General features: G+C 34.8%; 27 protein-coding genes. 11 read left to right on the top strand and 16 right to left on the bottom strand.

Going from position 1 to position 26767, the window contains the following annotated elements; genetic code table 11:
- Positions 1-64: 64 nt before the first annotated feature.
- The 3 genes from MKY06_RS08770 to MKY06_RS08760 all read right to left on the bottom strand — a co-directional run bounded on the left by MKY06_RS08770 (position 65) and on the right by MKY06_RS08760 (position 2798).
- On the bottom strand, positions 65-892 hold the full coding sequence (locus MKY06_RS08770; protein WP_223272344.1) for a mechanosensitive ion channel family protein: 828 nt from the start codon (positions 890-892) through the stop codon (positions 65-67).
- 220 nt (positions 893-1112) lie between these two features.
- The gene (locus MKY06_RS08765) at positions 1113-2141 is read right to left on the bottom strand and encodes a serine hydrolase domain-containing protein (protein ID WP_098322042.1); all 1029 of its coding nucleotides are present in this window, start codon (positions 2139-2141) and stop codon (positions 1113-1115) included.
- Between the two features lie 87 nt (positions 2142-2228).
- A complete protein-coding gene (locus MKY06_RS08760; protein WP_098278195.1) occupies positions 2229-2798 on the bottom strand; it encodes a MarR family winged helix-turn-helix transcriptional regulator in 570 nt (189 codons plus the stop codon).
- Between the two features lie 579 nt (positions 2799-3377).
- Here MKY06_RS08760 and MKY06_RS08755 point away from each other — a divergent pair.
- Together MKY06_RS08755 and MKY06_RS08750 are read left to right on the top strand one after the other, a co-directional pair.
- Complete coding sequence (locus tag MKY06_RS08755) at positions 3378-4424, top strand: YeiH family protein (protein ID WP_098322041.1); 1047 nt, start codon at positions 3378-3380, stop codon at positions 4422-4424.
- A 476-nt stretch (positions 4425-4900) separates the two neighbouring features.
- Entirely contained in the window at positions 4901-5860 is a 960-nt protein-coding gene (locus MKY06_RS08750; protein WP_029324409.1) for an aldolase catalytic domain-containing protein, read from the top strand.
- A gap of 147 nt (positions 5861-6007) precedes the next feature.
- On the opposite strand, the gene MKY06_RS08745 is transcribed toward MKY06_RS08750, so the two are convergent.
- The 7 genes from MKY06_RS08745 to MKY06_RS08715 all read right to left on the bottom strand — a co-directional run bounded on the left by MKY06_RS08745 (position 6008) and on the right by MKY06_RS08715 (position 11549).
- A complete protein-coding gene (locus MKY06_RS08745; protein WP_013056432.1) occupies positions 6008-6343 on the bottom strand; it encodes a L,D-transpeptidase in 336 nt (111 codons plus the stop codon).
- A 119-nt stretch (positions 6344-6462) separates the two neighbouring features.
- A complete protein-coding gene (locus tag MKY06_RS08740; protein WP_013056431.1) occupies positions 6463-7725 on the bottom strand; it encodes a glycosyl hydrolase family 18 protein in 1263 nt (420 codons plus the stop codon).
- A gap of 544 nt (positions 7726-8269) precedes the next feature.
- Positions 8270-8701: an ATP-binding protein gene (locus MKY06_RS08735; protein ID WP_098591178.1), complete on the bottom strand. Its 432-nt coding sequence runs from the start codon at positions 8699-8701 to the stop codon at positions 8270-8272.
- A gap of 117 nt (positions 8702-8818) precedes the next feature.
- Positions 8819-9508, bottom strand: a complete 690-nt coding sequence (locus tag MKY06_RS08730; RefSeq protein WP_029324404.1) for a Na-translocating system protein MpsC family protein — start codon at positions 9506-9508, stop codon at positions 8819-8821.
- A gap of 139 nt (positions 9509-9647) precedes the next feature.
- Positions 9648-9863, bottom strand: coding sequence for a hypothetical protein (locus tag MKY06_RS08725; protein WP_057274723.1), 216 nt, complete (start codon positions 9861-9863; stop codon positions 9648-9650).
- 177 nt (positions 9864-10040) lie between these two features.
- Complete coding sequence (locus MKY06_RS08720) at positions 10041-10736, bottom strand: Na-translocating system protein MpsC family protein (protein WP_098278198.1); 696 nt, start codon at positions 10734-10736, stop codon at positions 10041-10043.
- 438 nt (positions 10737-11174) lie between these two features.
- On the bottom strand, positions 11175-11549 hold the full coding sequence (locus MKY06_RS08715; protein ID WP_098287197.1) for a cupredoxin domain-containing protein: 375 nt from the start codon (positions 11547-11549) through the stop codon (positions 11175-11177).
- Between the two features lie 317 nt (positions 11550-11866).
- Here MKY06_RS08715 and MKY06_RS08710 point away from each other — a divergent pair, with 317 nt between their 5' ends.
- Both MKY06_RS08710 and MKY06_RS08705 read left to right on the top strand, forming a co-directional pair.
- Positions 11867-13297 (top strand): PQQ-dependent sugar dehydrogenase, encoded by a 1431-nt coding sequence (locus MKY06_RS08710; protein ID WP_029324396.1) that lies wholly within the window; start codon positions 11867-11869, stop codon positions 13295-13297.
- Between the two features lie 366 nt (positions 13298-13663).
- On the top strand, positions 13664-14224 hold the full coding sequence (locus MKY06_RS08705; protein ID WP_064471535.1) for a hypothetical protein: 561 nt from the start codon (positions 13664-13666) through the stop codon (positions 14222-14224).
- Between the two features lie 60 nt (positions 14225-14284).
- Here the strand turns inward: MKY06_RS08705 and MKY06_RS08700 are convergent, their stop codons facing one another.
- Positions 14285-15880 carry an acetolactate synthase large subunit gene (locus tag MKY06_RS08700; RefSeq protein WP_289913338.1) on the bottom strand — a complete coding sequence of 532 codons (1596 nt, stop codon included), beginning with the start codon at positions 15878-15880 and terminating at the stop codon, positions 14285-14287.
- 352 nt (positions 15881-16232) lie between these two features.
- Positions 16233-17027 carry a DUF2935 domain-containing protein gene (locus tag MKY06_RS08695; RefSeq protein ID WP_013056411.1) on the bottom strand — a complete coding sequence of 265 codons (795 nt, stop codon included), beginning with the start codon at positions 17025-17027 and terminating at the stop codon, positions 16233-16235.
- Positions 17028-17558: 531 nt separating this feature from the next.
- On the opposite strand from MKY06_RS08695, the gene MKY06_RS08690 reads away from it, so the two are divergent.
- Both MKY06_RS08690 and MKY06_RS08685 read left to right on the top strand, forming a co-directional pair.
- The gene (locus MKY06_RS08690; RefSeq protein WP_029324389.1) at positions 17559-18203 is read left to right on the top strand and encodes a glycosyl transferase; all 645 of its coding nucleotides are present in this window, start codon (positions 17559-17561) and stop codon (positions 18201-18203) included.
- Positions 18204-18938: 735 nt separating this feature from the next.
- Complete coding sequence (locus MKY06_RS08685) at positions 18939-19139, top strand: cold-shock protein (RefSeq protein ID WP_013056409.1); 201 nt, start codon at positions 18939-18941, stop codon at positions 19137-19139.
- Between the two features lie 295 nt (positions 19140-19434).
- Here MKY06_RS08685 and MKY06_RS08680 read toward each other — a convergent pair whose 3' ends face one another.
- A complete protein-coding gene (locus MKY06_RS08680) occupies positions 19435-20835 on the bottom strand; it encodes a DEAD/DEAH box helicase (protein WP_029324387.1) in 1401 nt (466 codons plus the stop codon).
- A gap of 284 nt (positions 20836-21119) precedes the next feature.
- On the opposite strand from MKY06_RS08680, the gene MKY06_RS08675 reads away from it, so the two are divergent.
- The gene (locus MKY06_RS08675; protein WP_013056406.1) at positions 21120-21323 is read left to right on the top strand and encodes a cold-shock protein; all 204 of its coding nucleotides are present in this window, start codon (positions 21120-21122) and stop codon (positions 21321-21323) included.
- 282 nt (positions 21324-21605) lie between these two features.
- Here the strand turns inward: MKY06_RS08675 and MKY06_RS08670 are convergent, their stop codons facing one another.
- Positions 21606-21809, bottom strand: coding sequence for a cold-shock protein (locus MKY06_RS08670; protein WP_013056405.1), 204 nt, complete (start codon positions 21807-21809; stop codon positions 21606-21608).
- Between the two features lie 948 nt (positions 21810-22757).
- Here MKY06_RS08670 and MKY06_RS08665 point away from each other — a divergent pair.
- Positions 22758-22904 carry a BH0509 family protein gene (locus tag MKY06_RS08665; RefSeq protein ID WP_013056404.1) on the top strand — a complete coding sequence of 49 codons (147 nt, stop codon included), beginning with the start codon at positions 22758-22760 and terminating at the stop codon, positions 22902-22904.
- A gap of 298 nt (positions 22905-23202) precedes the next feature.
- On the opposite strand, the gene MKY06_RS08660 is transcribed toward MKY06_RS08665, so the two are convergent.
- Positions 23203-24096, bottom strand: a complete 894-nt coding sequence (locus MKY06_RS08660; protein WP_029324383.1) for a LysR family transcriptional regulator — start codon at positions 24094-24096, stop codon at positions 23203-23205.
- A gap of 184 nt (positions 24097-24280) precedes the next feature.
- On the opposite strand from MKY06_RS08660, the gene MKY06_RS08655 reads away from it, so the two are divergent.
- Positions 24281-24619: a DMT family transporter gene (locus MKY06_RS08655; RefSeq protein ID WP_013056402.1), complete on the top strand. Its 339-nt coding sequence runs from the start codon at positions 24281-24283 to the stop codon at positions 24617-24619.
- Complete coding sequence (locus tag MKY06_RS08650) at positions 24619-24930, top strand: DMT family transporter (protein ID WP_013056401.1); 312 nt, start codon at positions 24619-24621, stop codon at positions 24928-24930. Before MKY06_RS08655 ends, MKY06_RS08650 begins: the two co-directional genes overlap by 1 nt.
- Positions 24931-25115: 185 nt before the next feature.
- On the opposite strand, the gene MKY06_RS08645 is transcribed toward MKY06_RS08650, so the two are convergent.
- Positions 25116-25910, bottom strand: coding sequence for a hypothetical protein (locus MKY06_RS08645; RefSeq protein ID WP_098278203.1), 795 nt, complete (start codon positions 25908-25910; stop codon positions 25116-25118).
- Positions 25911-26124: 214 nt separating this feature from the next.
- Between MKY06_RS08645 and MKY06_RS08640 the strand changes: the two genes are divergently transcribed.
- Entirely contained in the window at positions 26125-26622 is a 498-nt protein-coding gene (locus tag MKY06_RS08640; RefSeq protein WP_029324379.1) for a DinB family protein, read from the top strand.
- Positions 26623-26767: the final 145 nt, after the last annotated feature.

Here is a 26767-nt window from a genome sequence, read left to right as displayed (position 1 = left end):
ATTAAAAGGGTGTTTTTATCTTAAGTATAAAAGCTTGTATATAAACAAGATACGAGTTTTATTTTTAATGACTTGTCTCGAAGCTTTCAGCCATCATTAGGTCATTTTTGTAGGCAGCCATTGCGAGTTCATATCTCACCTTTTGACCCGCTTCTACAAAATCTGCTTCCTTCACAAGTCCTGATAATGAATATTGGTGACCTTTAAAATCTACGTTCAGTTCAGTAATTTGATTGAATTGAAAGCTCTCTATAGGAATTCCATTCACATCTTTCAACAAATATTGACCATATTTCTCGTTACATGTTTGTGCTACTTGCTCCATTACTTTGAAGGCATCGTCCGGATTTTGCCTATAGTTGAGAATAAGACTTTCATTTACCCGGCGTCTTCCTCGGGTTCCGTTCTGTAGTTCCGTAATGTTGCTATATGAGACTGTATAGAGGTAACCGTCATACTGACGAATCTTTAAGTAGCGCATGGTGATTTCTTCTATTTTCCCTTGGCGGTTTCCGTTGAGAATAACATAATCTCCGTGATGGATCTGGCGTTCAAACAAGTAAGTCAGTCCCATTATATAATCACGGATAATATGCTGGAGGATTATTGCCAAGGCACTGGCCAACACTACTGAACTAGTGAGTATCTTTCCGAAGTCAAAGAAATGGCTAAGCACATAAATAAAGAAAAAAGCCAGGCCTACTACTCTTGTCACCTGATTAGAAAAATGCATCAGCGTCTCTTCTCGTTTTTCATCTAAGAAGCTCGTTTTGTCAAAGAAAAGCTTAATGAATTTGCGAATAAAATAAACGATAAGTATAATCAGCAGCGCTACCGTTAAAACCTTTACGGGAAACTGCTGGAAGAATTCAGTAAAAACCAACCTATCCACTCCTTATTTCTAACACTATACCAAAAGAATGCACGTAAAAACAAAAATCTTCTGTTCTTCATAAACCTTAATGATAATAGCACGGTTTCATCAAAAAAAGAAGCGTAATCTATGCTTCTTGAAGTTGGGTATATTGATGATAATCTCTCAATTAATTGAAATTAAAGGGGTAAGGTGAACTGTAATAGACTAATTTTCTTCGTTTTTTTGTAGACTATTCTTATATATCTTTTGACTTTTGCAGGCTTTCTAATAAAGACATTCCTATATGTTCATCATTATTTCTACCTAGTCTATAATTAGCTAAAACGACGGACGCAACTTTCTTTTCTTTATCAATCCCTAAAAATGAGCTGAAGCATCCTGTTCCACCGCCGTGCAACACTACATTATTGTTTTTCTTTAAAAGCAACCATCCAAGACCCATATCAAACTTCTTTGTTCCATTCCCGTGTTTTTTATGACAAAAAGAAAGATATGGTTTATCTTCATACATATTTATTTTTGCGTATTTAAGTAAATCGTCAGCGGTTGAGGATACCGCCCCGGCAGGTGATATAAAATTTTCCTTGTCCCACTGCCAGTTGCCACAATTATTATTTTTGCGGTCATAACCCTGTAGATTATTATTTGAGCTGCCTAAACAAGTATCCTTTAGTCCGAGCTCATTATGAAAAAAGTCATTCATGGTATCCCAATATCCCCTGCCCGATACCATTCCCAACACGTACCCAATAAGTGAGATGCCGAAATTGGAATATTTCCATGAATAATCTACTTCTTTCAATTTATTACTTTCGATTAGCATCTTCATTTTGTTAAAATCCATATGCAGCGGATTATTTTTGTTCAAATCACTTCCGCCAAAAATCAAACCTAAAATTATTTTAAAATATTCCCGTTTATTTAAAGGTAAGCTTCCTGAATATCCAGAAGAGTGAGTAGCAAGGCGAAGCAATGTGGGATAATACGTGTCTTCTTTAATTTCTTTTATGTATTTTTGTATAGAGTCATTTATTAACAGCTTGTTTTCAGATACATACTTTGAGAGCAGCGATACAGTGAAAGTTTTCGTAATAGAACCAATTTCATAATGATATTTTTTTGATGAATCTATTTCACCGCCTTCGTTATAAGTTTTTGTAACAGGATCATTGTCCTTTAAGTAGCCAACGGTTAATTTTAAGTGTTTTTTTCCTTTACAGGTTTTATTAATTAACCGTAATGTTTCATCGCTGATTTCAAACATAATGATTGCTCTCCCTTATCCTTTATTTTTAAAATTTTAAAAGGATTAATCGATATGCTTTAAGTTAGATTAGCCTATCGAGTTTTTTTATATATTCTTTCTCATATTATCAATTGCTTGAACTCTTCGACTTTCAAGCTCCCTTATTACTCTCACCTGTAATTCATTGTGATCATCATCCATTTTGATGTTGCCTTCTTCTTCAAATCCATCATGTTCTTCCCCATCAAAGCTATAGAGTTTCTTCAAAAGCTTCCACATTATTTCCAGCTCTTCAGTTGAGAACTTTTTAAAAAGTTCTTCCAAAAAGAAAATTCCTTTTTCTGAGACAACAAGCAGTGCCACTTTTCCCGCTTTTGTAATTTTTACGTTAACTGCACGCTTGTCTTTACTGCTAGGAACTACGTCAACATAACCCTTCTTTTCCATAATGGTAATTAACTGTTTGACGCTTTGTTTTGTGGTTCCTAATTTTCTAGCGATATTATTCAATGTTGTTTCATCTTCAGGTAAATGAGCAATTGCCACCATCGCCATATGCTGTCTTGATGTTAAAAGTTCAAGAGATTTATCACCTTTTACTTGGATTTTATTTGCCAGAGAAAATAAAGTAGCGTAAGTTTGCTGCATTAAGAAAAGCTCTTTATAAATATCCATATTCAGCCTCCATTTTAGACAATATAATGTCTAAAATAAGAGTATTACACCTTGATAATTTAGTCAATATATTGTCTATTTTATTTTAGAAACATTCGGATTATGTGAACAAATAAAAAAGCAAACTCCCTATCACCAGAGGTTGCTTTTTATCTTATTTTAATTTTGACAATTCTAAGGAGACTATTCTGTTACACTAAATTAGGCAAAGAAATAGTGGCCGCTCGTAAGCAAAAGTTGTCCTTTCTTTATCTAATTAGCAATCTAATTTAATATTACTCTAAAAAAATGTAAGAAAACCGATATGAAGTAAAGGAGAAAAAACATGAACCAACACACACAACCTTTAAACCAGATATCAAAACGTGTATTAAGGGATAAAAACCAACAAAAGCAGCAAGTTGATCTTTAGAGTCACTGAAAATCAACTTGCTGTTTTTTTGTATTGTTCATTAATATTTTTAATTATAATCATCATTTATCTATATTTTACTAATAATAAACCGTCTTTTATAGTTAAAATATACACTTCTTGTGTGAAGCTGCGCTTGATAAGAATTCATATTGGAGATGAAATGTATGATAACTATAGATAAAGCCCAAAAGCAGAATCTATTTTCACGAACAAATGCTAAAAAATCATCTACTGTTTCTTTATGGACTGGAGGAGTTGCTTTTACTTTTCTTTTTGCTTTACTTGCTTATAGCTTAGCGAAAGTCCCAGGGTTTAATCATATCGGTCCACTAGCCTGTTCAATTATAATGGCAGTCATTTATCGTCAAATTTTGGGGTACCCTGAAAAAATAAGATCTGGAATTGAATTTTCTTCTAAAAAGCTGTTACGCTATGCGATTGTTTTATATGGACTAAAGCTTAATATTGATGTTGTTATTCATCACGGGTTAGGATTGTTACTTCGCGATGTGGGAACGGCTGTATTTGCGATTGTTTTAACGGTTTTTCTAGCCAAATGGATGAAGGCTGATAGTGGTTTATCCCTTCTTTTAGGGATAGGAACAGGAATATGCGGTGCCGCAGCTATTGCGTCTGTTTCTCCGATTGTAAAAGCAAAAGAAGAAGATACAGCTATCGGAGCTGGTGTTATTGCTTTAGTGGGAACCCTATTTGCGATTGGATATACCATTTTAAGACCTTATATACATTTAACAAATATTCAATATGGAATTTGGTCAGGCGTAGGTCTCCATGAAATTGCCCATGTAGCTCTAGCTGCAGCACCGGCTGGACGCGATGCCCTAGCTATTGGACTGTTGGCTAAGTTAGGCAGAGTGCTCTTACTTGTGCCATTAAGCTTTATCTTAATGTACTGGATGAAGCGAACAGGAAAAATTGAAAAGGATACGAAGATTGAATTCCCTTGGTTTTTAATAGGTTTTATAATCATGAGTATTTTTGGGAGTTATGTCGTCGGTAAGCACCTTATAATACCTAAAACGATTATGAATGATATTTCAACTCTAACCACCTTTCTTTTAACAATGGCTATGGTCGGGTTAGGGTTAAATGTAAGTATGAAGGCTCTTCGAACAAAAGCATTAAAGCCGTTGATTGCGATGTTTATTACCTCTATACTCTTATCATTCCTTACATTTTGGACGATGTAAAGATAAGTAAATTAGAATAATTAAGTAACAACTAATACTTCCTATACAACTGTTAATGTGAAAAAAGTTTCTTATTTATCATGTTTTAAATCTCTTCCCAAATTTATGGATTAATTATAGAGAAATCTAAACCTATAACCTAAATACTAATGGTAGTTCCCTCTCTAATAAACAGTTTCACTTAAAAAACAATCTTTATTGCAGTAAGTAGTGCTGTAAGATGCGCTGTATTTGTATATACTAGGGGTTGTACTGCTGAACTTGATGTTGTTTTAAGAGCATCAAGCGGATGAAAAGCCAAAGCATCTCCTGCCCATGGAATACAGTAAAACAGAGACACATTTAGAAAATACATTGACGCCTCTGAATCAGTCATGGTATAAACACAATAGGAGAGTTTAGTGCTTAAAAGCATAAAAGCGATAAAGTTTAAAATAATACTCATATAAATGAATACATAGGAGGAAACAACTACCATGGAACATAATGGCAAAATTATAGACTGTACCATTCGTGACGGAGGTTTAATTAATAATTGGGATTTTAGCGTTGAATTTGTGCAAGACTTATATAACGGCCTAAGCGCAGCCGGCGTTGAATATATGGAGATCGGTTATAAAAATTCACCTAAGCTTCTTCAAGCAACCGAGCCCAATCCATGGAGATTTCTTGACGATAACTTTCTCAAAGAAATTATCCCTGAGAAAAAGTTTACGAAGCTATCTGCCTTAGTAGATATTGGGCGTGTAGATCCAAACGACATCCTGCCGCGTGAACAAAGTATGTTAGATATGATTCGAGTGGCATGCTATATTCGCGAAGTAGATAAAGGCTTAGAGCTTATAAAAATGTTTCACGATTTGGGCTATGAGACTTCACTTAACATTATGGCACTATCTAGCGTACCGGAAAATCAGCTTATTGAAGCATTTGAAATGGTAAAGAAAAGCCCTGTAGATGTTGTATATATCGTTGACTCCTTTGGAAGCCTAGACCCTGCGGATATTGAGCATCAAGTGAAAAAGTTTCAAGCCATGATTCCTAGCAAACAGCTTGGTATCCATACGCATAACAACATGCAGCTAGCTTTTGCTAATACATTAACTGCGATGCGTAATGGCGTTACATTCCTTGATTCATCTGTTTATGGTATGGGCCGTGCAGCTGGTAACTGTAACACAGAGCTGCTTGTTAGCTACATACCAAAACCAAGCTATGAGATGAAACCGATTCTTGGCGTAATTGAAAAGCATATGCTTGAAATGCGTCAAAAGTGGGAATGGGGCTATATCATTCCTTACATGATTTCTGGTGTACTGAATGAACATCCACGTGTTGCTATGGCTTACCGTGATAGCGAGGATCGTGACAAATTCGTAGATTTTTATGACAAAGTAACGTCTCCAGAAGTTACTACGTCTCCAGCATCAAAATAAGTTAAAATGCTAAAAGTACCTCTGTTAATCGGGGTACTTTTTTGTTTTCGTACAAAAAGCCCATGATTGTATAGCATATACTTAAACTTTGATACCCTCGATCTCGACAATTAGCTAAATGTAAGCAGTCGTGCTCTTCTTAAACTATTATTTATGTATATAAACCGGCGTTCCAATAGGAACTGCAGAGGAAAGTTCTAGAATATCTTCATTGTCCATTCTGACACATCCATGTGACATATCTCTGCCAATAGAAGCTGGATCATTAGTCCCGTGTATTCCATATGTAGGTTTTGACAGTCCCATCCATAAGGGACCAAATACAGCTGGAGGGGTAGTATCTTTATTAATAATTTTAAATTTTCCAGTTGGAGTTGGAGTGATCATTTTCCCTACAGCAATAGGATATGTCTTTACTAATTTAGCTCCATCATATAGTTTTAATTGATGCTGCTTTATTGAGACATCTATCCTTTTTGCCATAGCACTGCCTCCAATCTCTTATAAGTTACTATAAATAGAATTTTTTTATTGTTAACCACGTATATCGAATAACTGTTAACTGAAAAATATCTAAATTGATCCATAAAAATTAGTACTATTTATACCGTTCTAATAGTGAAAAATTTCTTTAAAAGCCAAGGCCCTGGCGTAAATCCAAGCGTTAATTGCCAAGCTCCTATTGCTTGCAAACCAAATTTACGAACTAACACCATTTTTTCACTCATGCTTCTTACATCTTCAAACCATACTTCATGCATCTGTCCCGCTTGATCTCTATACTGAAAAAATGGTGATTTATACTCCTTAGAATATTGGATGGGAGACTGATATCTCATCGCTGTTTTAATCGCATTTTGATTGGATATAGCGGATGCTACTGTGCCAGGCTTGTAAGGAATTGACCAGTTATATCCATACAAAGGGACTCCAATGATAAGTTTTCTTCGCGGAACACTTTTTATGGCAAATTCTATTGTTCTTTTTACTTCAGTAATAGGTGCAACAGGTCCTGGTTCACTGCCTGCATGATGCCAATCATATGCCATAATGAACATATAGTTAACAACGGCACCTATTCCCCCGTAATCATATCCTTTTAACCAAGGAATATCTTCGCTTGTCTTGGCTGGAACCGCTATGGTCAGCACGTATCCGGCAGGTTTTAAACGTTCACCCAGCTGACGTAAAAATCCTGTAAAAAGATCTCTATCCTCGGCCTTTACACGTTCAAAATCAATATTCACCCCGCCGTAGCCTTTTCTAGATACTAAATAAAAAATATTATTCACAAGATTGTTTCTTGCCTGAGGATTATTTAAAACTTGGTGGGCAAGATCAGAACTAAATCCTTCAGAAGTTAGATTAGTAATCGTAACTAACGGTGTAACTCGGTTTTTCCAAGTCGTTTCAATCGCTACTAAATCGTTTAAATTATTCATGATATCTCCATTGCTGCCAAAATGATATTCAAAGATAGAAATGGACGAGGAATAAGTTGCAAAATCAGTAATTAAACTGCGGTCTAACTCTGGATTTCGAACAGCATAGTATTGCAGTGTACCTGCAATGTAGTTTGATATGTTAGGAATTTTTATTTTCATTCCCACCTGCAAATAATTATAATGGACTGAAGGATTAGCCCTTTTTAATTGTTCTAGGGACACATAAGCTTTTTTAGCAATGCTGCTCATTGTATCACCAGGTTGAACTCTGTATACATAAGAAGCTATAAGTAAGGCTTGACCTGGAACAATATTCGTTTCTTCTAACCCATTCACACTCCTAAGCTGCGCAATGGGATAATCATATCTACTGCTTATTAAAGACAACGTATCACCAGGTTGAACTATATGAACAAACATGTTTTCTCCTCCTATGTACTCTTTATCCATTTATATTTTCATCCGCGACAAGTTTAAAAAAGCCATTCAATAAATGTATATGAGCGTTGTTTGTTTATATAACTGAGTTAAGTGATGGTAAGTGTCCGTACATACCCCATCTCCTCCATTGCTCTAAAGCTTTTGATGAACTACGAATAGAGAACTGTTTCAGAAATCATGGTTATGAGACAACCTGAAAATAATTACTTTTTTAATAAATTATTACATAAATCTGTCTGTAATCAGCGACTGTAATACATACCTTATATAAAAACCAAGGGAGTTTGTAGGATAAAGCGTAAAACTGAGAATAGAGTTACTAGTTTAATCTCAGTTTTTTTAGACCATAGGCCAAAGTAAATCAAGGGGATCATATTCTTCAGGAGATACCTGTTATTTAGTGGAGGGTTCTTTCGTGAAGAGGGAATGCAGTCTTTCTTCAGCTTCTTTATCTAGATATTTCTTCTTTTAGCTGCTACTAAGTCCATACATCTTCCTACATAATCTAGATAAACGTTTTCTTTTATTTATTTCTTTTTTTCCATTTTATAACCTGGATGTTAACGCCATGGTCTTCTTGAGATGATATGGTGAATTCGTCCATTAATTTTTTCACCCCTGATAAACCAACGCCTAACCCTCCTGACGTTGTATAGCCACTTTCCAGCGCTTTTTGAATATTTTTAATGCCTGGTCCTTTATCTATAGCTATTATTTTGAGTCCTATTTCAGGTTGTTTCTCTATTATTTCTATTATAATTTTTCCGGTAGTGGCATATTTATATATATTTCTGGACAATTCTGAAATAGTCGTAATAATTCGGGCTTGATCGAGTGTACTGAAGCCTAAACAATTAGAGAACATCCGCCCTTTCTGACGGGCTTCTACTATATCCCCTTCCGTGTGTATCTGAACAGTTAGAGGTTCCTTTCCTTCATCCGATTGAAATAGCATAAGTATCACCACTTTCTTTATTTTAATAGTAGTAAAAAAACAATAGGCCAAAAAGAAAGGTTAGATAACCTTTCTTTTTGGCCTACATCTAGTTCAGTGCCTAGCTTATCAGTGCCTTTATGAAGTTGGGTTTAAAATCAGAAGAATTGTACTTTTATCTTTATGAAAGTCCCATGCTACTAGTATATCTGTTACCTTTGAATCTAAAATTATTTCTAATGATTGACTATGTTCATAAAGTAGCCTTTTTTCGAGATTTCTTTTAGCCAATGTAAGGTTTTCTTCAAATCCTAATTGAACTAATTCTTTCTCTATACTTACCATAATACCTTCCCTGATTATAAGAAGTGTTCTCTGATCTAATAAATAAGAAGAAACATCGTGAGGGAATTTTTCTGCTTTTTGAGTTACTTCCTCAACTTCTTTATGTAGCAATTTCTGATTTTTATAGGAATGATTAGCTATGTTTTCTTTATCAGAATGGATCATGGTAAACATCCCAGACTGCAGCTCTAAATTCCAATCATAATAAAATTCTTTAATATCTAAATGTATATTTAATTGTATATATCCTTTTATCTCTTCAATTAAAGTCTCCATTAACAAATCACGTGTTTTTTGAACATAGATAACTTGTCCCTTGTCTAACAAAGCCTTTTCTAAAGGTAATAAAAAGGCTTTAAAATAAACGGTTATAAAAGGAGGAGAAATGACGGTGAATACACCTCCAGGACCTCTTCCAAAGTTTTCACGAAGTAACCTTCCCATATAGCTACTTAATTCTTTTTCCAGTTTCGTTTTATCCATAGATGGTGCACCTAGTTTCTAGTTTCATAAGGTATACTATTCGTGATGTTTTATGAAAAATCCTTCTTCATCATAAGATCATTTTCGGCAATAAGAATTCACTTTTTATAAAGTGTAAACGAGGCATACTAGTATACCTTTAATAGATTGGTTTCTGTTTAGCTTTGTATTTCCTGTGTTTAAAGATTCTTCTTTCATTTAAAATTCCAATTTTACTTCCATAGATAATGGTACTTAAAAGTAGTATATCCTTGCTAATTTCTTCTTTGTATAATTCATTGTCATACTTTTGGTAATCCTGCAACAATCGACGAAGCTCTTTTATAAACAATACAATCTCATGATTATCAGCCATCCCGACCAAATCCTTTCTGTTGGCACATCCTATTTTTAGGTGCTGTTTTAGGGAATTATTCCGTTACAAAAGGACTTACTCTTTTTAGACAACAAAAATAAGCCGAAAAAGAAAAGGTATGTCCTTTGCTTCCTCGGCTTATGTTTGGCACAGTGTGTCCAATTCATTACTGCCTCATTAATTTTTTGGTTTTAGGATAAGCGTAATGATACTATTATCCTTTTCAAAATCCCAATCTACAAAAATATCAAGAATGTCTGCATTTAATATCTCATCATAGTCATCGTTTTGTCGTAAGATTCCTTTTTCCAAAGGACGCTTAGAAATGCGCAGGGTGTCATCAAAACCTAACGAAATTAGCTGCTTTTCAATAGCTACCAGTATTCCTTCTCGTACGACGACCAATGTGCGATCACTTAGTTTATATGAAGAGATTTTTTCAGGTCCTTTTTGTGCAATCTCACTCATCTTTGTAATTCGATCATGAATTGCTTGTTTTCCTGGGTAAGGGTCACCCTCAGTCAAATCGGCTTTCAAATCGTCCAGACACACTCCCACAAAAATTCCGGAGTGGTGATCTAAATTCCAATCATAATATAAGTGCTGTATGTCAAGGTCTGTAATCCCTTTAATTTGCCCAGTGATTTGAGGTTCAAGAGTCTTTACTAAAAGCTCTCTTGTAGTCATAACCTGAAGTTCTTCATTTTGGTTTAACAGTACTTGCTCCATAGGTGATACGAAGCCACTGACATAAATAACAACATAAGGTTCATAAATTGTAACATGAACAGCCTCGGGGCCTTTTCCAAAGTTATCTCGTAACAATTTGCCCAAATTATTCGCCAGCTTTGTTTGCTGAGCCTTAATATCCATATTTCTTCATCCTTTATTAAGAAAGAAGCATCATATCCTCTTTCCATCATTTTATTGTATCATTACGAACGAATAATTTAAATATACAGAATAAATAAAAAAATAATTATTACAATATGTTTAACCTAATTATAGATGTTCAAAACCTCTTCCTTGTGAAAAAGGCACTCACGTATTTGGCTGCCTTTTTCATTTGTCATAGTACTACCTAGTGAGTCCATTACAAACGCTCCAATAATAAAAGCTAGGAGAACAAGGGCAATGTTTATGCTAATAAAAATAAAGAATTTTAACTCCAATATAAAATGAATGAATTAGTTTTTTCAATTAAATCAGCGAAACATAAAAAGGACTTTAAATTTAAAGCCCTTTTTTTATTTCTATGGAAAAATAATGCTATATTCACTCCAAAAAGCAGAGACCGATTGGCCCTGCTTGTTATTTGACTATCACTTTCCCCACCATTCCACTATTAAAATGATACCTACATATCAGTTCATATGTACCGGGGTTTTGTGGTTTCACGGTAATGGTTTTTTCTTTTCCAGGCTGGACTTCAGCATCAATTCCGAGTTTTTCTACTGTGAAGGTATGCTCTTTCTGACCTTCATTTTTCAATATCAATGTTGTCGTTTTTCCACTCGGGATATTGATGGTTTCTGGATTAAAGTAATCATCGTTCAACTGAACCTCTATGGCTTTCTGTCTTACTACGTCGGATTCGGCCAAAACGCCGAGTGATCCTGAAGTCATCACACCGATAACCATCGCAAACAAAGCGACTAATCCCATTAACCACTTTTTCATAGACATTTGCATTCACTCCTTTCATAAGCCATATTCTTTTCCAATTCATAAAATAATATCACTATTTTTTTGTGAATGAAGTATTATTTTTCCTTAATTTCAATTTCTGGAAAGCACAAATAGTTATGAACGTTGAGAGAAGCGTGAGTGCTAAGAGAAGAAAATAGCAGGCGTAATCAGGAATGGATAATTTTTATAAAAAGAGCCTCTCAATTAGGTCTCTTAGTTAAATTACCTAACTTTATAAAATAGTATTGATACTAATAGAACAGTTACAATCATATTCTTATAAAAGAAAACAATAAAAAGGAGTGTCAAGTTAGTTGATAAAAGCTAAGGTTAGTTTACGGCCTATTGTTAGTAAGATAAATTTACCTACCGTGTTGAAAACAGCTATACTTCCTGGTGACTCATTTGAAAGCTTATTTATTGCAACCCAAGTAGGAGAGATCTTTTACATAAGAGACGAAGCTATACAGACTTTTTTAGATATTCGCTCACGAATCATAAAATTAGGTACCTCTGAACCAGGTGTTTCTCGCGGAGGATATGATGAACGAGGATTGCTAGGGCTAGCGTTTCATCCAGAATTTTATTATAACGGTCTGTTTTATCTTCATTACTCAGTAGCTGGAACACAAGGCCCAGGTGCACTTTCCGAACATTATAGGCCTAACCCGTGTGATCCTAAAACTTCAAACTTAAGGTGGATAAATAGAGAAACTCAATATGATCATATTGATACAGTGGAAGAATGGGTTTTCCAACCAAATGCTCAGCCTCAAAAAAGACGGACGTTACTTAACTTAAGAAGACCATTTTTTAATCATAATGGTGTCAACAGCTTAAACTTTTCACCAGAAACTGGAAAACTTATCTTAACAATCGGAGATGGTGGATCAGGCTATGACCCCTTTAACTTAAGTCAGGATGATATGGAAATTTATGGTAAAATAATCGAAATTGATGTAGGTAAGAATACATTTATCCATAATCCACCCGTAGTCACACGTTTTAGTGAACTCCCCTCACCTATTCAGGAAACTCTTACGCTCATTGCTAAGGGTGTTCGCAATATAACGGGCATTTCATTTCAAAAATTTTATAATCAGTACATCAAATATGTGGGAAATGTTGGACAAGACGTGGTAGAGTCGATTTTTTCATTTGTTCATTATAAGCCAATACCTGTTCCTCAACTTGTTCAAGCTTCTTTAATGAGAGCTAAACCCAGCCAAGAAGGATTTATTAACCTTGGGTGGCGGGGATGGGAAGGAGATTTTCCAACTTCGTTTATAAAAAGATGTTCTGAAAATCCGGCCTTGGATGAGAAAATAATTGCTTATTACAATGAAGCGGTAAAAACTTCAGTGAGACGTCTTCAGCCTTTAACTAGTTATTTTCATAAAGATCCCCGCCCCAATAAATTTTTGGGGACCTCCCTTACAGGAGTTCAGCCATATATGGGGAATAAAATCCCTTACTTAACAGGAAGCGTTATGTTTACGGATATTGCACAGGTTAAAGAATCTCAATCCCCAGTTAGAGGAGTTTTGGCTTATACCAGGGCAGGTACAGATTGTAAGCTAAATGATTTTAGTGTTGTGGAAATTGATTATAATTTTGGTTCTCAATCAGCTTACTACGTTAGTTTGGGAACGAACCTGGATCAAACCAGGCTTTATTTAGGAGTTTATGGCTCTATGAAAGTGTCTGACTTTAATCAAGGTACTGTTTTTGAAATTGTTCCATGATTTATATTTATAAAATTCGACTGGGCATTGATTTTCTTCCAAAAATTACAGCTTAATTTTTTCACCAGTTATTTTATAGGAATGAACAAATGAACTTTCTAGAAAATAAGAAAGCCTTTAATCAATAAAGCCCATAAAAGATTCATTTTATGGGCTACAGTACATACCTTTAGAAAGATAAAGAAATTTATCTTAATGGATGCGACCTATTCCTGTAAAAATAAATGCGACTTATTAGTCCTCCCTCTTAATTTCTTCGCATATTACATGTAAGAGTTGATATATCGGACAATGATCTAAATCTCTCTTTAACCCCTTATTCTTTAACCCCTTATAATGTAAAAACAGTTAACCGAGGTGAAATTCATGTACTTTTTAAAGTCTCTTTCAAATGAAGTAAAATCTGCGCAGCTTTTTTTTAATAGACTATCTAAAACTAAGCAGCTTGTATCAGGCGCTCTTTTCGCCAGCTTAGCAGCCTTTTTTCAATCAGCAGGAGGTTTCTTACCAGGAATAGGATTTTTTATTAGTCCGTTGTCTACTGCACCCATTCTTTTTTGTTTTATACTTTCGCTCCCTCTAGGATTTATTACTTATACGCTAACAAATCTGCTTCTTCTGATTATCCAGCCAAGTGAACTTATTATTTTTCCTTTTACAACAGGAATATTGGGAATGGGCATAGGAGCATCTTTTTACTTTTTTAAAAAGAGATTGTACATTATTATAAGTGGTGCCACCCTATTAACTGTTGGGATTATTACCTTATTGTGCGTTTTCAAATTCCCAGTACTAGGTCCCGTGATTTCCAAGAATTTTTCTCTTTCTACTGCTGGCTTTATTTTTTTATTTGATTTCCTCTATAGTTGGATTTGGGTTGAACTCAGCTTAGCTTATTTTAAAAAATCAAAAACATTTATTTCCTAGTGAATCTACAAATTAATCCCGTAACAGAGATAACTCGTTAAAATAATGGAGAAATCGCAATCAGCTTTTTAGAAAAACATCAATTAGGACAATCTTATCTGAATTTTTTAAGGCTCTTTTCATTATATTTTCAAATTCAACTAAACTATTTGCCCGTTCTCCTTTAATTCCAAAGCTGGTTGCCAGTTGAACAAAATCTGGGTTTGTAAAAGTTACTCCATAGCTCTTACCAAACTTTTTGTTCATCATTTCCTGCTCTATTTTTAATGTAGAGTCGTTTAAAACAATAATGATGAATGAAAGCCCTAAGCGCTTTGCCGTCTCTATTTCAGCAAAATTCATTAAAGCTCCTCCATCTCCAGTAATACAAATAACTGGATCATTAGGGCAGGCTAGTTTAGCTCCAATTAAGCCTGGTAAAGCAATACCCATGGAAGCTAGACCATTTGATATAATAAACTTGTTAGGGTTTTTGGGTTGGTAAGTTCGGGCTATAGATACTTTATGAGCTCCTACATCTGAAATCACAATTGTTTTCTCTGAAGAGAGCTTGTCGATAATATGCAAGATATTCTCGATTGTCAAAGGCAGCAAATTGCTGTCTATCTTTTTCTCTTCAATGTGATAGGATTGCTTAATATGTTTCTGGAGATTGCCAGAGGGAATCCATGGTTTAGAAGGAATATCCAGCTGATTGAATACTCGTAAAGTCTGCTTTATATCTCCAACCAATTCGACTTCTATAGGATAATATTCATCTATTTCTGCGGGTAAAGTATCTATATGTAAAATTGGTGTTTTTTCCGTGTTCCATTCTTTGGGTAACCTTTCGACAAAATCAAACCCAATTACAATAAGTAGATCAGCTTCCTTTAAGCCTGCGAGCACTTCATCTTTTTCATTAAATCCAAACGTAAAGAAATTTTGTGGATGATCTTTAGACAATACACCTTTAGCCATATAACTATGGGTAACCGGTGACTGAAGGCGTTCAATAAATGGTTGAAGCTCATCCACGGCTCCCTGTCTAACAGCGCCGTTACCGATAATAACAAAAGGTTTCTTATACTGCTTAATAAGAGTATTGGCAGCCTGAATGGACTCCAATATAGGTATGCTTACGGGTATAGATGTAGGTAAAATAGGTTTAATGGGAACGATTTGAGTTGCTAAGTCTTCTGGCAATTCTACTACTACGGGTCCTGGCTTTTCCATTTGTGCAATTTTAAATGCTTTTCGAATAATCTCAGGAAGCGTTTGTGCATCTTTTATCTGAACACCCCACTTCGTTGCCGGTTCCACCATTTTGATAATGTCCATATACTGATGCGAATCTTTATGCTGCCTTCCCAAAGCAGCCTGTCCTGTTAAAGCAACAACAGGGGAATGGTCTAGCTTTGCGCTAGATATACCTGTCAATAAATTAGTAGCTCCAGGGCCTAATGTTGATAAGCATACCCCTACTTTGTTTGTTAACCTTCCGTATACATCTGCCATAAAAGCAGCTCCTTGCTCATGCCTCACATTCACGAATTGAATCTGTTTAGAGCTTGATAAAGAATCAATAAAATCCAAGGTCTCTTTACCGGGTATTCCGAAAATATATTCAACTCCCTCATTTTCTAAACATTGAACAAGTGTGTCGGTCACTTTCATATTGTTCGACCTCTCTTTAGATAGTATTGTGACAAGCTTATGTGAAAGGAATAGCTCATTAATCTTTATCTCATTTTTTTAGTTTTAACTCGCAAAAATCCCAAATATATGCAAGGAAATCCTATTCACTAACTATCCTATTCACTAACTATTGTTTATAGTGTTGCCATTAGGTTCTTATGTTAAATACATTTTTTAGAGAATGTATAAATAATTGGATGAGTCAAAAAAATTGGAATGAAATTAAACCTCAATGACTGTTTCTTTGTTAGTGAACAAAAAAAGGCTCCCTCAAAAGCTGAAGCCTTTTAAATTAAGTCATTAAGATTTGTAAAGAGGAAACATCAATGTATTATTTTTGTGTTTGAAGATTCTTTTCAAACATATCGATAATATGAAGGAACCTTTCAGCCTCTCGAAAAACATGATCAGCTAAAAGAGGATGAATAATACTTTTAATTCTACATTCCTCAATTAAATCTCTTGCTGTTTTTTTAAAGTCTCTAAGGGAGGCCACGGAAACACGATTCTGATCAAGAAATTGATCCAAAAGAGGTACCGTTTGAGATTGAGGCTTCATAGACTCTAAATCTCTTGCTTGAAAAACTAATTGATCAAAATCGTGACTGAAGTTTCTCGCCATATCTACAAGTTTTCTTTCTGATGGATCAAGAAGATGGCCTATAAATTGGGCATGATCAGCCATAATTCTTAAAAAGAAGACATTTTCCTTTATAATGGCATCAGCTAGCGGCTTCAATTTCCCTTCGTTTAATTCAATTAATCGTTTTCTAAAATAGTTGGCTTCTCTACTAGTATGATCAACCAAAAGAGGAAAGTTATTTGAGCCCGGTAGTTGACAGGTTAAGATTAAACCTAAAATTTTTCTCTTAAATGCAAATATACCTGTGGCTGCTTGTTGGACTTCCGAATTAAATCTTCTCATTTGCTCCGGATCTGTTTGATTAGTAAATGAATGAGAGCGTTGTTCAATATCTTCAAACAAACGATAAAATTGATTCGCTTCCTGTATTAATTGTGTATCCTCACATCTAAAACCTAATCGAAGAAACAATGAGTGTTCCTTCATAATCCTTGACCAAAAACGAATTTCATCTAAGGATTGTGCAACAAATGCATTAGTCATTATTAATCCTCCTATATATAATTGTAAATTAGTTTCATTCTAAGTTATTCTGTTTTATGTCTGGACATGCTTAAGCTCACATAAAAATTGGTTTTACTATATTTTTGAGGAATGGAATAAAAGATTTTGATTTTAGCCCTTCTCTCACAAAAAGAACAGGTACATGTAGAGTAGTGAATCTTCTTTACATGGGGGGTTTTAAGACCAATAAGTCCCTCCTTCACATGCTGATTACATACCATTAGCATATGCTTCACATTTTTCACCTCTTTTTCTTCTAGAGTTTTATATAAACATATGAGACAAGCAATAATATTTATGAATGTATAAATACAAGAGCCTAAAATTTCGAATTCTCTACTATCACCTTATAGAAAGGTATCCTCTGTAACCCTTCATCCGTGTGAGCTGATTGGGAGTGTGGTAGTACTCTATAAAGAATTATTATTAGAAAATAACATTTTGAGGAATGTGAAAAATGCCATATACAAATAATAAGACGGATCATTTAAATTGGAAGGAGCAGCTTTTATGAAAAAATTGTTATGGATGGGATTTATTTTGTTATTTTCGCTAAACATGCTGGTTGACCCAAGTAGTACTCGTGCTCAAACACAAGAACATCGTGTTAGTCAATCTCAGGTAAAGTTTGAAAATGAATTCAGAAGTCTTTGGATGGATCATGTATTGTGGACAAGCAATTATATTACAAGTGCAACAACAGCAGGGTCAGAAGACCAAAAACAGGTGTTGGCAAGGTTATTAAAAAATCAAGAAGATATCGGGAATGCTGTAAAGCCGATATACGGAGAGAAAGCTGGGAATAAACTTACGGATTTGCTCAAGGAACATATTGTGATTGCTGGCAAGATTGTAGATGCGGCTAAAACGGGAAAGAAAGCCTTGGTGAACCAATTAAACAAAGAATGGTATAGAAATGCTGATGATATAGCAGCGTTCCTTAGCCAGGCCAACCCTTATTTAAAAAATGAAGATTTGAAAAAATTACTGTATATGCATCTAAAATTAGTGACAAATGATTTATCTGCAAGCTTAGAAAAAGATTGGGAGGCAAGAATCGTTGCAATTGATGAAGGAGTCTCACATATTATCTTAATGGCAGATACTATATCTGCGGGAGTTGTGAAGCAGTTTCCAAAGAAATTTAATAAATAATTTTAATAATATCCAGTATTATTTGAAATTTCTTCATAAAACACTGCACCTGTAAGGGCTCTTTTACTTGATGACTCTAAGAAACCTTATGTTTACTAAAAAGGTAAACGTAGATATTCTGCATAAAGCGTCATAACCAAAGGTTTATTAAATTTAAACACTGGGTATTATCAAATCAAGACGATGTGTTAAGAGTACCGCCCGTGCTTAGGGTGTGTCCTTCTCTATTCTATAAAAAATGGCGCCTAAAACGGCGTCATTTTTTATTTGGAAACAAGTTTACGGATTTTAGTGCGAAGGTTGTATTTATATGAAAAAGGTATATAGATTCCTATCTAATAGAATGTATTTTTACGCCACTATTCAAAATTTTTTTGAGTGAACTTCCTTTTCTTTAGGAAAGACCGGTTCCATTGTGCTCTCTCATCTAATTTAGGTTCATATTTATGAATACAATGCCCTTAATAATTGTGTGAACAGTGGCTAATACTCGACTTCTATCATTTCCATGTTTAGAAGATCACTTATAAATATTTTGAAGGTTTTGCACCAGAACCTCATTATGATGTATATAGTCATACCCTTATTACATTTTAATGGAATGAGTGATGATAAAGAAAGTTAAAAAGATCAAATTAATTTAAGTTTAAGATGTCTCTATTGGGATAATATAATAAATAAGCTAGATTTAATGATAATCTGGTTTATTTTCTATATTTTAGGAGGCAATAAAAAATGGAACACGGTAAAGTGAAATGGTTTAATGCTGACAAAGGTTTTGGATTTATTGAGCGCGAAGGTGGAGAAGATGTATTTGTTCACTTCTCAGCTATTCAAGGTGAAGGTTTTAAATCCTTGGATGAAGGTCAAGAAGTGACTTTTGATATCGAACAGGGACAACGTGGACCACAAGCGACAAACGTAAATAAAGCATAAGAAACCATACTAAAAAACAGACTCTATTTTCAGAGTCTGTTTTTACTTAAAAAGATTTTTATATCAACACTTATTCATCAATAATTATAGTTCACGTTTTTTTAACTCTTCTTCAAAGAAAAAGGTACTTGGGTATTTGTCGACTGTATAAGAGTATCTTTTCATGTTTTTTACATAATGACTTTTTAAGATTGTCACTAATTCATTTGATACTCTTATATTTACTATTTCTCCATTACTAAATATTTTCTCACTCATAGCCATTATCCTTTCTCGCATCAAAAATAATCAGGTATTATTTTCTATATGTTTTTTTACGGCCTACTGTTTCTTTTCTCCCTCTATTTCTCTTACGCTCTGTTTTTGCCTTTTTATTACGAAGTGGTGCCACTTCAGTCAATTGGACAGAGGTCATATTTGATTCTTTTGTTAAGAGCTTTAAAGTGGCTGACAGTAAAGAAACAGAATCCACTTCTTCTAATAGCTTTTCCGCCATTGGCTTATATTCCACAAACTCCCCTTTGTCGATAGCGGTCAAAACCTGGTGAATGATTGCTTCCTGATGCCCTGCCATTACCTCACTAGAAGTAGGAGGTGATTGTCTAGACATTTTGGTTTTCGTGACATCTTCAATCACTTTTAAATGATTACGTTCTCTTGGAGTTATAAAGGTAACTGCCAATCCCTTAGTACCTGCCCGTCCTGTTCGGCCAATACGATGAACATAGCTTTCAGGGTCCTGAGGAATATCAAAATTATAGACATGGCTAACACCTGTAATATCAAGTCCTCTTGCTGCAACGTCGGTTGCAACCATAATCTCAATCGTATGATTCTTGAATTGACGAATTACATCGGCACGTTTGGATTGTGTAAGATCTCCATGAATGCCTTCTGCTGCATACCCACGCTTTTTTAGTCCTTCAGCAAGTTCATCCACACGTTTTTTTGTGCGTCCAAACACAATAGCAAGGTCTGGTGATTGAAGGTCTACAAGATTACAAAGAACATCAAATTTTCGATTCTCTGGAATTTCCATATATTGCTGCTCAATGTTCTTTACCGTTAACTCCTTCGCTTTTACTTTTACCAGTTCAGGATCGTTCATAAATTTCTGGGCTAGACTTTGTACTTGCTTCGACATAGTTGCTGAAAATAGTAAAGTTTGATGGGGAGAAGAGATGCCACCAAGAATCGTTTGGATATCTTCAATAAAGCCCATATTTAACATCTCATCTGCTTCATCCAAAACAGCTGTACGAATATGATTTAAACGAATGGTTCTTCGCTTCATATGGTCCTTAAGGCGTCCTGGGGTTGCCGAGATAATATACGGTCTGTTTTTAAGGGCTTTAATCTGACGATTAATATCCTGGCCTCCATAAATGGGTAGCGTTTTAACTCCTTTTACCTGTCCAATTCGATTTAACTCCTCTGCTACTTGAATAGCCAGTTCACGTGTCGGTGCTAAGACTATTCCCTGAATCCCTTCTTCACCAAGCTCAACCCGCTCTATAAGGGGAATGCCAAAAGCTGTTGTCTTTCCAGTACCGGTTTGAGCTTGTCCAATTAGATCTTTACCCGTCATAGCTATCGGAATAGCTTCAGCCTGAATCGGCGTAGCCTCTTCAAAACCCAAGTTATGAACTGCCTTTTCAATGTCCTTGCTTAAATTAAAATCAGAAAATTTTTTCATTTTTTCGTGCTCCTTCTCTTACTTAAATTCAGAAATGAGAAAAGTACTCTTTAACGAGAGATATTATTTATTCATTTCTGCGTATTGGAAATCAGTGTTATTATTCACGAACATCTTATTTTAGCGTATCTATACAAGGCGAATTCATGCCTTATTTTATCCGCGCTTCCGTGTATTTATAAATTTTTATAGGATCTATAAAGTGTGGTTTAATTTAGAAAGATATGGTTCTCACTATTTCTTTTTTAAAAGGTATACTATTTAGGAGGAGGGATGATGTAGTTATGTATTATAACCATAGGAAAAAAAATCAAGAGCCCTTACCTAAAGAACAAATAGAGATTTGGGAATGTGAATCAGAAGAATGTAATGGTTGGATGAGAAAAAATTTCTCTTATCAAAAACAGCAAAAGTGTCCTTTATGTGGCCATAAAATGAGAACAGGAGAACGGCTTTTAGATGCGTCTCCTAATCCCCATCAAAAATAATTCATGTCCGTCTGTTGTATAAATCTATAAAAAAATTACGGCACTTCTTTAACTGAAAGTAAACTTCTTACCAAACAAACATGTCATATTTGCTTTGTATTTCTAGTGTATGGTTAACTAGTTCATACCTTGTACCCTACGTATGACCCAGAAACCAGACTTAAAACGCTGGTTTTTCTATTATAACGAGATTTTAAAATGAGATATAATATGTCTTTTGCTAGCTAGTGAAATCAAAAGTAAAAAAAGACTCCTAGGTGGAGTCTTTTTTACTCATTTTAATTATGCTACTTTATGAACGTTAGCAGCTTGTGCTCCACGTTGGCCTTGTTCGATGTCAAACGTTACTTTTTGACCTTCTTCTAATGATTTAAAGCCTTCACCTTGAATAGAGCTGAAATGTACGAATACATCGTCTCCGCCTTCAATTTCGATAAAACCGAAGCCTTTGTCTGCATTAAACCATTTTACTGTACCTTGTTCCATAATAGTGCCTCCTGGTGTGGAATACTCCACACTTGTATTACTACCCTTGTCCAACCATACTATCTTAAGATGAAAATTTCTATGGAAGAGATTTCTCTTCTCTCAATCCTACACCGAACAAAAATAATTAACCTAAGCGTAACACACAGAACCGAAGATAGCAAATACAGAAAAATAGATAAAATTTTAAAATGGAAATATATGTATCGCATTAAGAACTAATTTAAGGTTTACTAGCAGTACATAAATTCAATGGACTTTCACCATTTTTGCACCTCTGTAGATTACTTACAAAATAATAAGCGCATTAAGAAACCTGCTGTTTTTGTGTATATGAAATTTTTCATAAAATTGATATCTTGGGCATAATACAGGATAGACACTTGGTAGAGGGGGGATTGTGTGAGACTGAAGGATGGAAACTTTTATACAGATAGTAGAACCAATAAGGTATATAGATTAAATGAAGATAACAAAGGAAGTTGGTACCTGAGTACTCATGATGATGAAGATAATAATCAAATATCAAGAACTTCAGGGCGTAACATGATGAAAATGTTAAAGAGTTTTTATAACAAAGTGAACGACAGTTGAAAATTTACAGCTCTGGAAAACAGCATAAGAAATATAAAGCTAGCTTAACACAGCTAGCTTTATTTCTAATTTATAGAGCTAGTTATCATAATGTTTTTTGGGGATTAAGCAACAATACTAACAAAAAATTTTTAGCCTTGCCATTGGGAATCACCTATTATTTAATTTCGATTGCAGAAGCCTTGTTGTCCCAATCGGATGCCATAATACCATTTCTATATTGTTTTTTGAAAAATCATCTATAATTGATATTGTTTTAATCTCATATTGAGATATATAATAAAAACAAGAAAAAGAAAACGCTTTCTATATTTAAATACATTGTTACTTCTCAAACTATAAGGAGGATTTAAAATGAGCCAAGTGGAAAGAAATTCTAAAGTGCAGAAATTAGTTGAGTATCAAAAATTCAATGAAGAAGAAGTTTCGAAGATGACAGATCCGCAGGTTGAATATTATCACTGGCTCTATTTTGATGATTCCGCTTATGATTATATGTAACTCAATTATAAAATAAGAAAAAAGCACAAAAACGTTTGGTTCCAACGGGTTTGTGCTTTTTTCGTTTCTTTAATTATGCGATTACTCGTTTTTAACACCATTTCCTGTGTCAACAAAGTGAGGGCTGCCTTCCTTCCGGTTGAAAAGTCTCCAGAACTCACTATATTCATCGTCTTCTGACGTATTCGGAAACACCTCTAATAAATAACCTTGAGATAAAAGAATCTTTAGCCCTCCTACTTCGTCCGAGTCAACTCTTTCTACAATCGTGTGTTCGTTTATATCTTATATAATCGATTCAATTCGTTCGCTGATTTTCCCCTTCTCTTACTTCGCTGATTGTCTTTATAAATTCACGCTCAGTTACTCCTAGATAGGAGTCGGAGCGACGAACATACACAATCCTGAGGTTTCTGTAAGGTTCAGGTATTGGAAAGAGTTGTACTAACCCTTCCCTCTCATATCTCTCCGCTAATGACCGGGCTATAAGTGTCACACCCAGACCAGAAACTACTGTCCCCATAATCGTTTCAAGTGTAGCAAATTCCATAATTTTTGGTGATATTATTTGTTCGTCTTTTAACCATTGCTGTAGTCTTTCTCTATATTGGCAGCCTTCATTAAATAAAATGAATGGTAAGTGTAGTAACTCTTTGGCAGACTGAATCTGCTTCTTTCCTTTTTCATTTGCACTGCATACAAGTACAATTTCTTCATCAAAAGCCGGAATTTGATCAAGCGTTGACACATTTACTGGTTCTGCTACAAATGCCCCGTCTAACTGAAACTTAAGAACTTTCTCTATTAATTGTGTACTTACTCCTGATACTAAAGAAATATCCACATTTTTGTGCTTATTATGATAGGAAGAAATGATTTCAGGAAACCCTACTACCGTTTCAACTAACCCAATACATAATGATCCAACAAGGTTACGCTCATCTTGAAATGCTTTCTGTATTTCATCCATCAGCCGCATCATTTGTTCTCCATACGTTAAAAGTTTTCGACCTTCTACATTTAATGTCATTCCTCGTCTGTGACGATGAAACAATGGGTGTCCAATTTTTCGTTCAAGAGACCGAATACGTGCTGTTACATTTGGTTGGACATAGCCTAGCTTATCAGCGGCAAGGCTTACACTGCCGTATTCTGCTACAGCCATAAATATGCGTATATCTTCTACTTCCATAAACATCCTCCTTTCCACTTACATTCATTTAGGTATTAATAATAGTGATATCTACAATCATTTATCATTATTTTACAAGATATCAAGCTCTAGATAAAATAATGACATCTGATTGCTACTGCAATTATTTAGTAGCAATTACGTAAAGTTCTTAAAATGAGGTGACTGAAAGGAGGAAATCTGATTGTTTTATTTACTATTGTTTCTTGCCATCATCTTGGAGGTAATCGCAGTATTTTTTCTTAATCTTACAAATGGATTCACAAACTTTGTTCCTACTGTTTTCGCCATACTATTTTATTGTTCTTCAATTGCTGCTTATATGCTACTTAACGCCAAAGGTGAAGTAGGAGTAGCAAGTGCTTTGTATGCAGGAGGAGCAACCGTACTTGTTGTTGTCACAGGTATCATCTTTTTTGATGAAACTATTTCCTTATCTAAAATTTTAGGTGTTTCTCTTATTATAATCGGTGCAGTTTCTCTTAACATTAAAGGGAGCTCTAAAGAAAGAAGGACAGCGTAATGGGATACGTATTTTTAACGATTGGCTTAGTTTTAGGCATTGCAGGGCAAATGTGTGTAAAACTATCTAAAGGCTTTAGACAAACTGTTCCCACGATAGGCGCATTTCTACTCTTCATTGCTTGTATTTATTTTATTTCTCTAACGACACACTATTTTGAAATGGGAATCGTTTTTGCTATATGGGCAGGGCTGACGATTGTTAGTACAACGCTGTTAGGTATTTATATATTTAAGGAATCAAAAAACAAAAGAAAGATTATCTCGGTTACTCTTATTATTACAGGTGTTATTATACTGAAAGCTTTCTAATAAAAATAAGATAAATAAGGCCCTTACTTAACTTATAAGTAAGGGCACCAATGCAACACGGTCCATCTCTTCTTCTAATTCATGTATTCGTTTTGATAATACACTTTTCAATTTCACAGCCTCTGCTAGAGAAATTTTAGACATAGATCAAAGCTCCTTTATTCATAAACTTAATTTTTACTATTTTATTGTTGTAATACCTTCTCATAATAAGGAGGTGTTGTGCCACTTCCGCCATACCCTGAGACACTGCTGCGATCTACTTTATAAGACATTACATAGTGTCCTTTTCGTTTCCCTTTGGTCCAGTTTTCTTCAAAGGTCACAAGGTATAACTCTTTATTTATTTTTTTAGTACGAGTGCTTCTTTGAACGTGATATCCCTCAAACGTTCCTTTCCATGTTCCAACTGTATCAGGAAATAAATCAATATCTGTTCCTTCACCAGTTGTCGCAAACTCTATGGCATCTTCTTTGGTAAATGGCGGAAGACTAGGTGATATCGCTTCCAATATACTCCAACTGAGAAGTAAAAGAATAAGAGGTATAATTAGCAATAATTTTGTACTTTTTTCCCTGTCAATTCTTCTTTCTACCCACCAATCTATACATGCATATAACATAGCAGCTGCCATCCCGTAATAAGCCAAATATGTATCTTGAAAAAACAAACCGTTAATTAAGCCTAATATGCCGTGGAAGAAGACAAATAGCCACCTCATGTTGGGAAGCCATTTCTTTCGAATAGCGTCCAGTATAACTGAGACAAAATTTCCGTATACAGCAATAACTGCACCTACATAAAAAAGATATACAAGGAACCACCCTGCCATGTCATTTCCAGTATGATACAATAGTTCTTCTCCATCAGTTAGCTGTTGAACCAGACCTGTTATTGCCAAAAGGTAAGCTAAAATAAAGCTTGTAGAAAGAGTTGTTATCGTCTTTCTCAAAATCACATAATCTTTTTCACTTTCCATAAAGGGTACCTTTTTCTATTTATTTCTATATATTTTATATTAAATCATATTTCGTCATTTAAAGGCGACTTACAAACAAAAAATTGTGATTGATACTATTTATTTTAGTGGCTTTGTTATAGTAAAACGTTAATCACAGAAGTACATATATTAAACTGATTTGTGTTAAACTGTTACAAGCTTAATACTTTGAAAAAGAAAGGCCGGAAAAAACATGACACAAACGAATACAGCATTTCGTGATGCGCTTATCAAATCACTGCGAGGTGAAAGAGGTCATCTTCCGACGATTAACGCAATAACTGATATTAATATGAAGCTTGCTTCACATAAACAAGAGGAATTACCTTATTCTATTTATCAATTAGTGAAGCATATGAGCTATTGGCAAGACTTTTTACTTGCCCTTGCTAAAGGAGAAAACCCCGAAAAACCGAAAAGTGTGAGTGAAAGCTGGCCCGAACATCCAGCTCCGTCTGATGAGGAAGAATGGAAAAAGACGATCCAGCATTTTTGTGATGGAATTGACGAAGCTTGTCACTTAGCTGATACATTAGCAATCGAAGAACCTCTGGATGCTTGGCCAAGTGAGACCCCAGGGGGATTACTGCGTAATATTGCTTCTCACAACAGCTATCATCTAGGTGAAATTGTCATTATGAGAAGATTAAACGGAGCATGGCCACCGCCAACAGGAGGCTTTCCTGCTTAATAAAAACCGATTGAGACACAATGATTGGCAGAAATAAAGCCCTAAGAAGCGTCGATTAGACACTTTTAGGGCTTTATTTTAGTTATGTGCTATTACCTTTTGTTTTATCTATAAATCAATCGATTACTGAATTCGATTTTCAGCA

The organism is Priestia sp. FSL P4-0332, from assembly GCF_038005845.1.
Lineage (GTDB): Bacteria > Bacillota > Bacilli > Bacillales > Bacillaceae_H > Priestia.
This window is presented reverse-complemented; position numbering and strand designations above follow the sequence as displayed.

Bases quoted from the DNA above. Each gene is read 5' to 3' on its own strand.
- MKY06_RS08765 (WP_098322042.1), bottom strand. From the start codon at position 2,141: ATGTTTGAAATCAGCGATGAAACATTACGGTTAATTAATAAAACCTGT.
- MKY06_RS08760 (WP_098278195.1), bottom strand. From the start codon at position 2,798: ATGGATATTTATAAAGAGCTTTTCTTAATGCAGCAAACTTACGCTACT.
- MKY06_RS08755 (WP_098322041.1), top strand. From the start codon at position 3,378: ATGATAACTATAGATAAAGCCCAAAAGCAGAATCTATTTTCACGAACA.
- MKY06_RS08750 (WP_029324409.1), top strand. From the start codon at position 4,901: ATGGAACATAATGGCAAAATTATAGACTGTACCATTCGTGACGGAGGT.
- MKY06_RS08745 (WP_013056432.1), bottom strand. From the start codon at position 6,343: ATGGCAAAAAGGATAGATGTCTCAATAAAGCAGCATCAATTAAAACTA.
- MKY06_RS08740 (WP_013056431.1), bottom strand. From the start codon at position 7,725: ATGTTTGTTCATATAGTTCAACCTGGTGATACGTTGTCTTTAATAAGC.
- MKY06_RS08735 (WP_098591178.1), bottom strand. From the start codon at position 8,701: ATGCTATTTCAATCGGATGAAGGAAAGGAACCTCTAACTGTTCAGATA.
- MKY06_RS08730 (WP_029324404.1), bottom strand. From the start codon at position 9,508: ATGGATAAAACGAAACTGGAAAAAGAATTAAGTAGCTATATGGGAAGG.
- MKY06_RS08725 (WP_057274723.1), bottom strand. From the start codon at position 9,863: ATGGCTGATAATCATGAGATTGTATTGTTTATAAAAGAGCTTCGTCGA.
- MKY06_RS08720 (WP_098278198.1), bottom strand. From the start codon at position 10,736: ATGGATATTAAGGCTCAGCAAACAAAGCTGGCGAATAATTTGGGCAAA.
- MKY06_RS08715 (WP_098287197.1), bottom strand. From the start codon at position 11,549: ATGTCTATGAAAAAGTGGTTAATGGGATTAGTCGCTTTGTTTGCGATG.
- MKY06_RS08705 (WP_064471535.1), top strand. From the start codon at position 13,664: ATGTACTTTTTAAAGTCTCTTTCAAATGAAGTAAAATCTGCGCAGCTT.
- MKY06_RS08700 (WP_289913338.1), bottom strand. From the start codon at position 15,880: ATGAAAGTGACCGACACACTTGTTCAATGTTTAGAAAATGAGGGAGTT.
- MKY06_RS08695 (WP_013056411.1), bottom strand. From the start codon at position 17,027: ATGACTAATGCATTTGTTGCACAATCCTTAGATGAAATTCGTTTTTGG.
- MKY06_RS08690 (WP_029324389.1), top strand. From the start codon at position 17,559: ATGAAAAAATTGTTATGGATGGGATTTATTTTGTTATTTTCGCTAAAC.
- MKY06_RS08685 (WP_013056409.1), top strand. From the start codon at position 18,939: ATGGAACACGGTAAAGTGAAATGGTTTAATGCTGACAAAGGTTTTGGA.
- MKY06_RS08680 (WP_029324387.1), bottom strand. From the start codon at position 20,835: ATGAAAAAATTTTCTGATTTTAATTTAAGCAAGGACATTGAAAAGGCA.
- MKY06_RS08675 (WP_013056406.1), top strand. From the start codon at position 21,120: ATGTATTATAACCATAGGAAAAAAAATCAAGAGCCCTTACCTAAAGAA.
- MKY06_RS08670 (WP_013056405.1), bottom strand. From the start codon at position 21,809: ATGGAACAAGGTACAGTAAAATGGTTTAATGCAGACAAAGGCTTCGGT.
- MKY06_RS08665 (WP_013056404.1), top strand. From the start codon at position 22,758: ATGAGCCAAGTGGAAAGAAATTCTAAAGTGCAGAAATTAGTTGAGTAT.
- MKY06_RS08660 (WP_029324383.1), bottom strand. From the start codon at position 24,096: ATGGAAGTAGAAGATATACGCATATTTATGGCTGTAGCAGAATACGGC.
- MKY06_RS08650 (WP_013056401.1), top strand. From the start codon at position 24,619: ATGGGATACGTATTTTTAACGATTGGCTTAGTTTTAGGCATTGCAGGG.
- MKY06_RS08645 (WP_098278203.1), bottom strand. From the start codon at position 25,910: ATGGAAAGTGAAAAAGATTATGTGATTTTGAGAAAGACGATAACAACT.
- MKY06_RS08640 (WP_029324379.1), top strand. From the start codon at position 26,125: ATGACACAAACGAATACAGCATTTCGTGATGCGCTTATCAAATCACTG.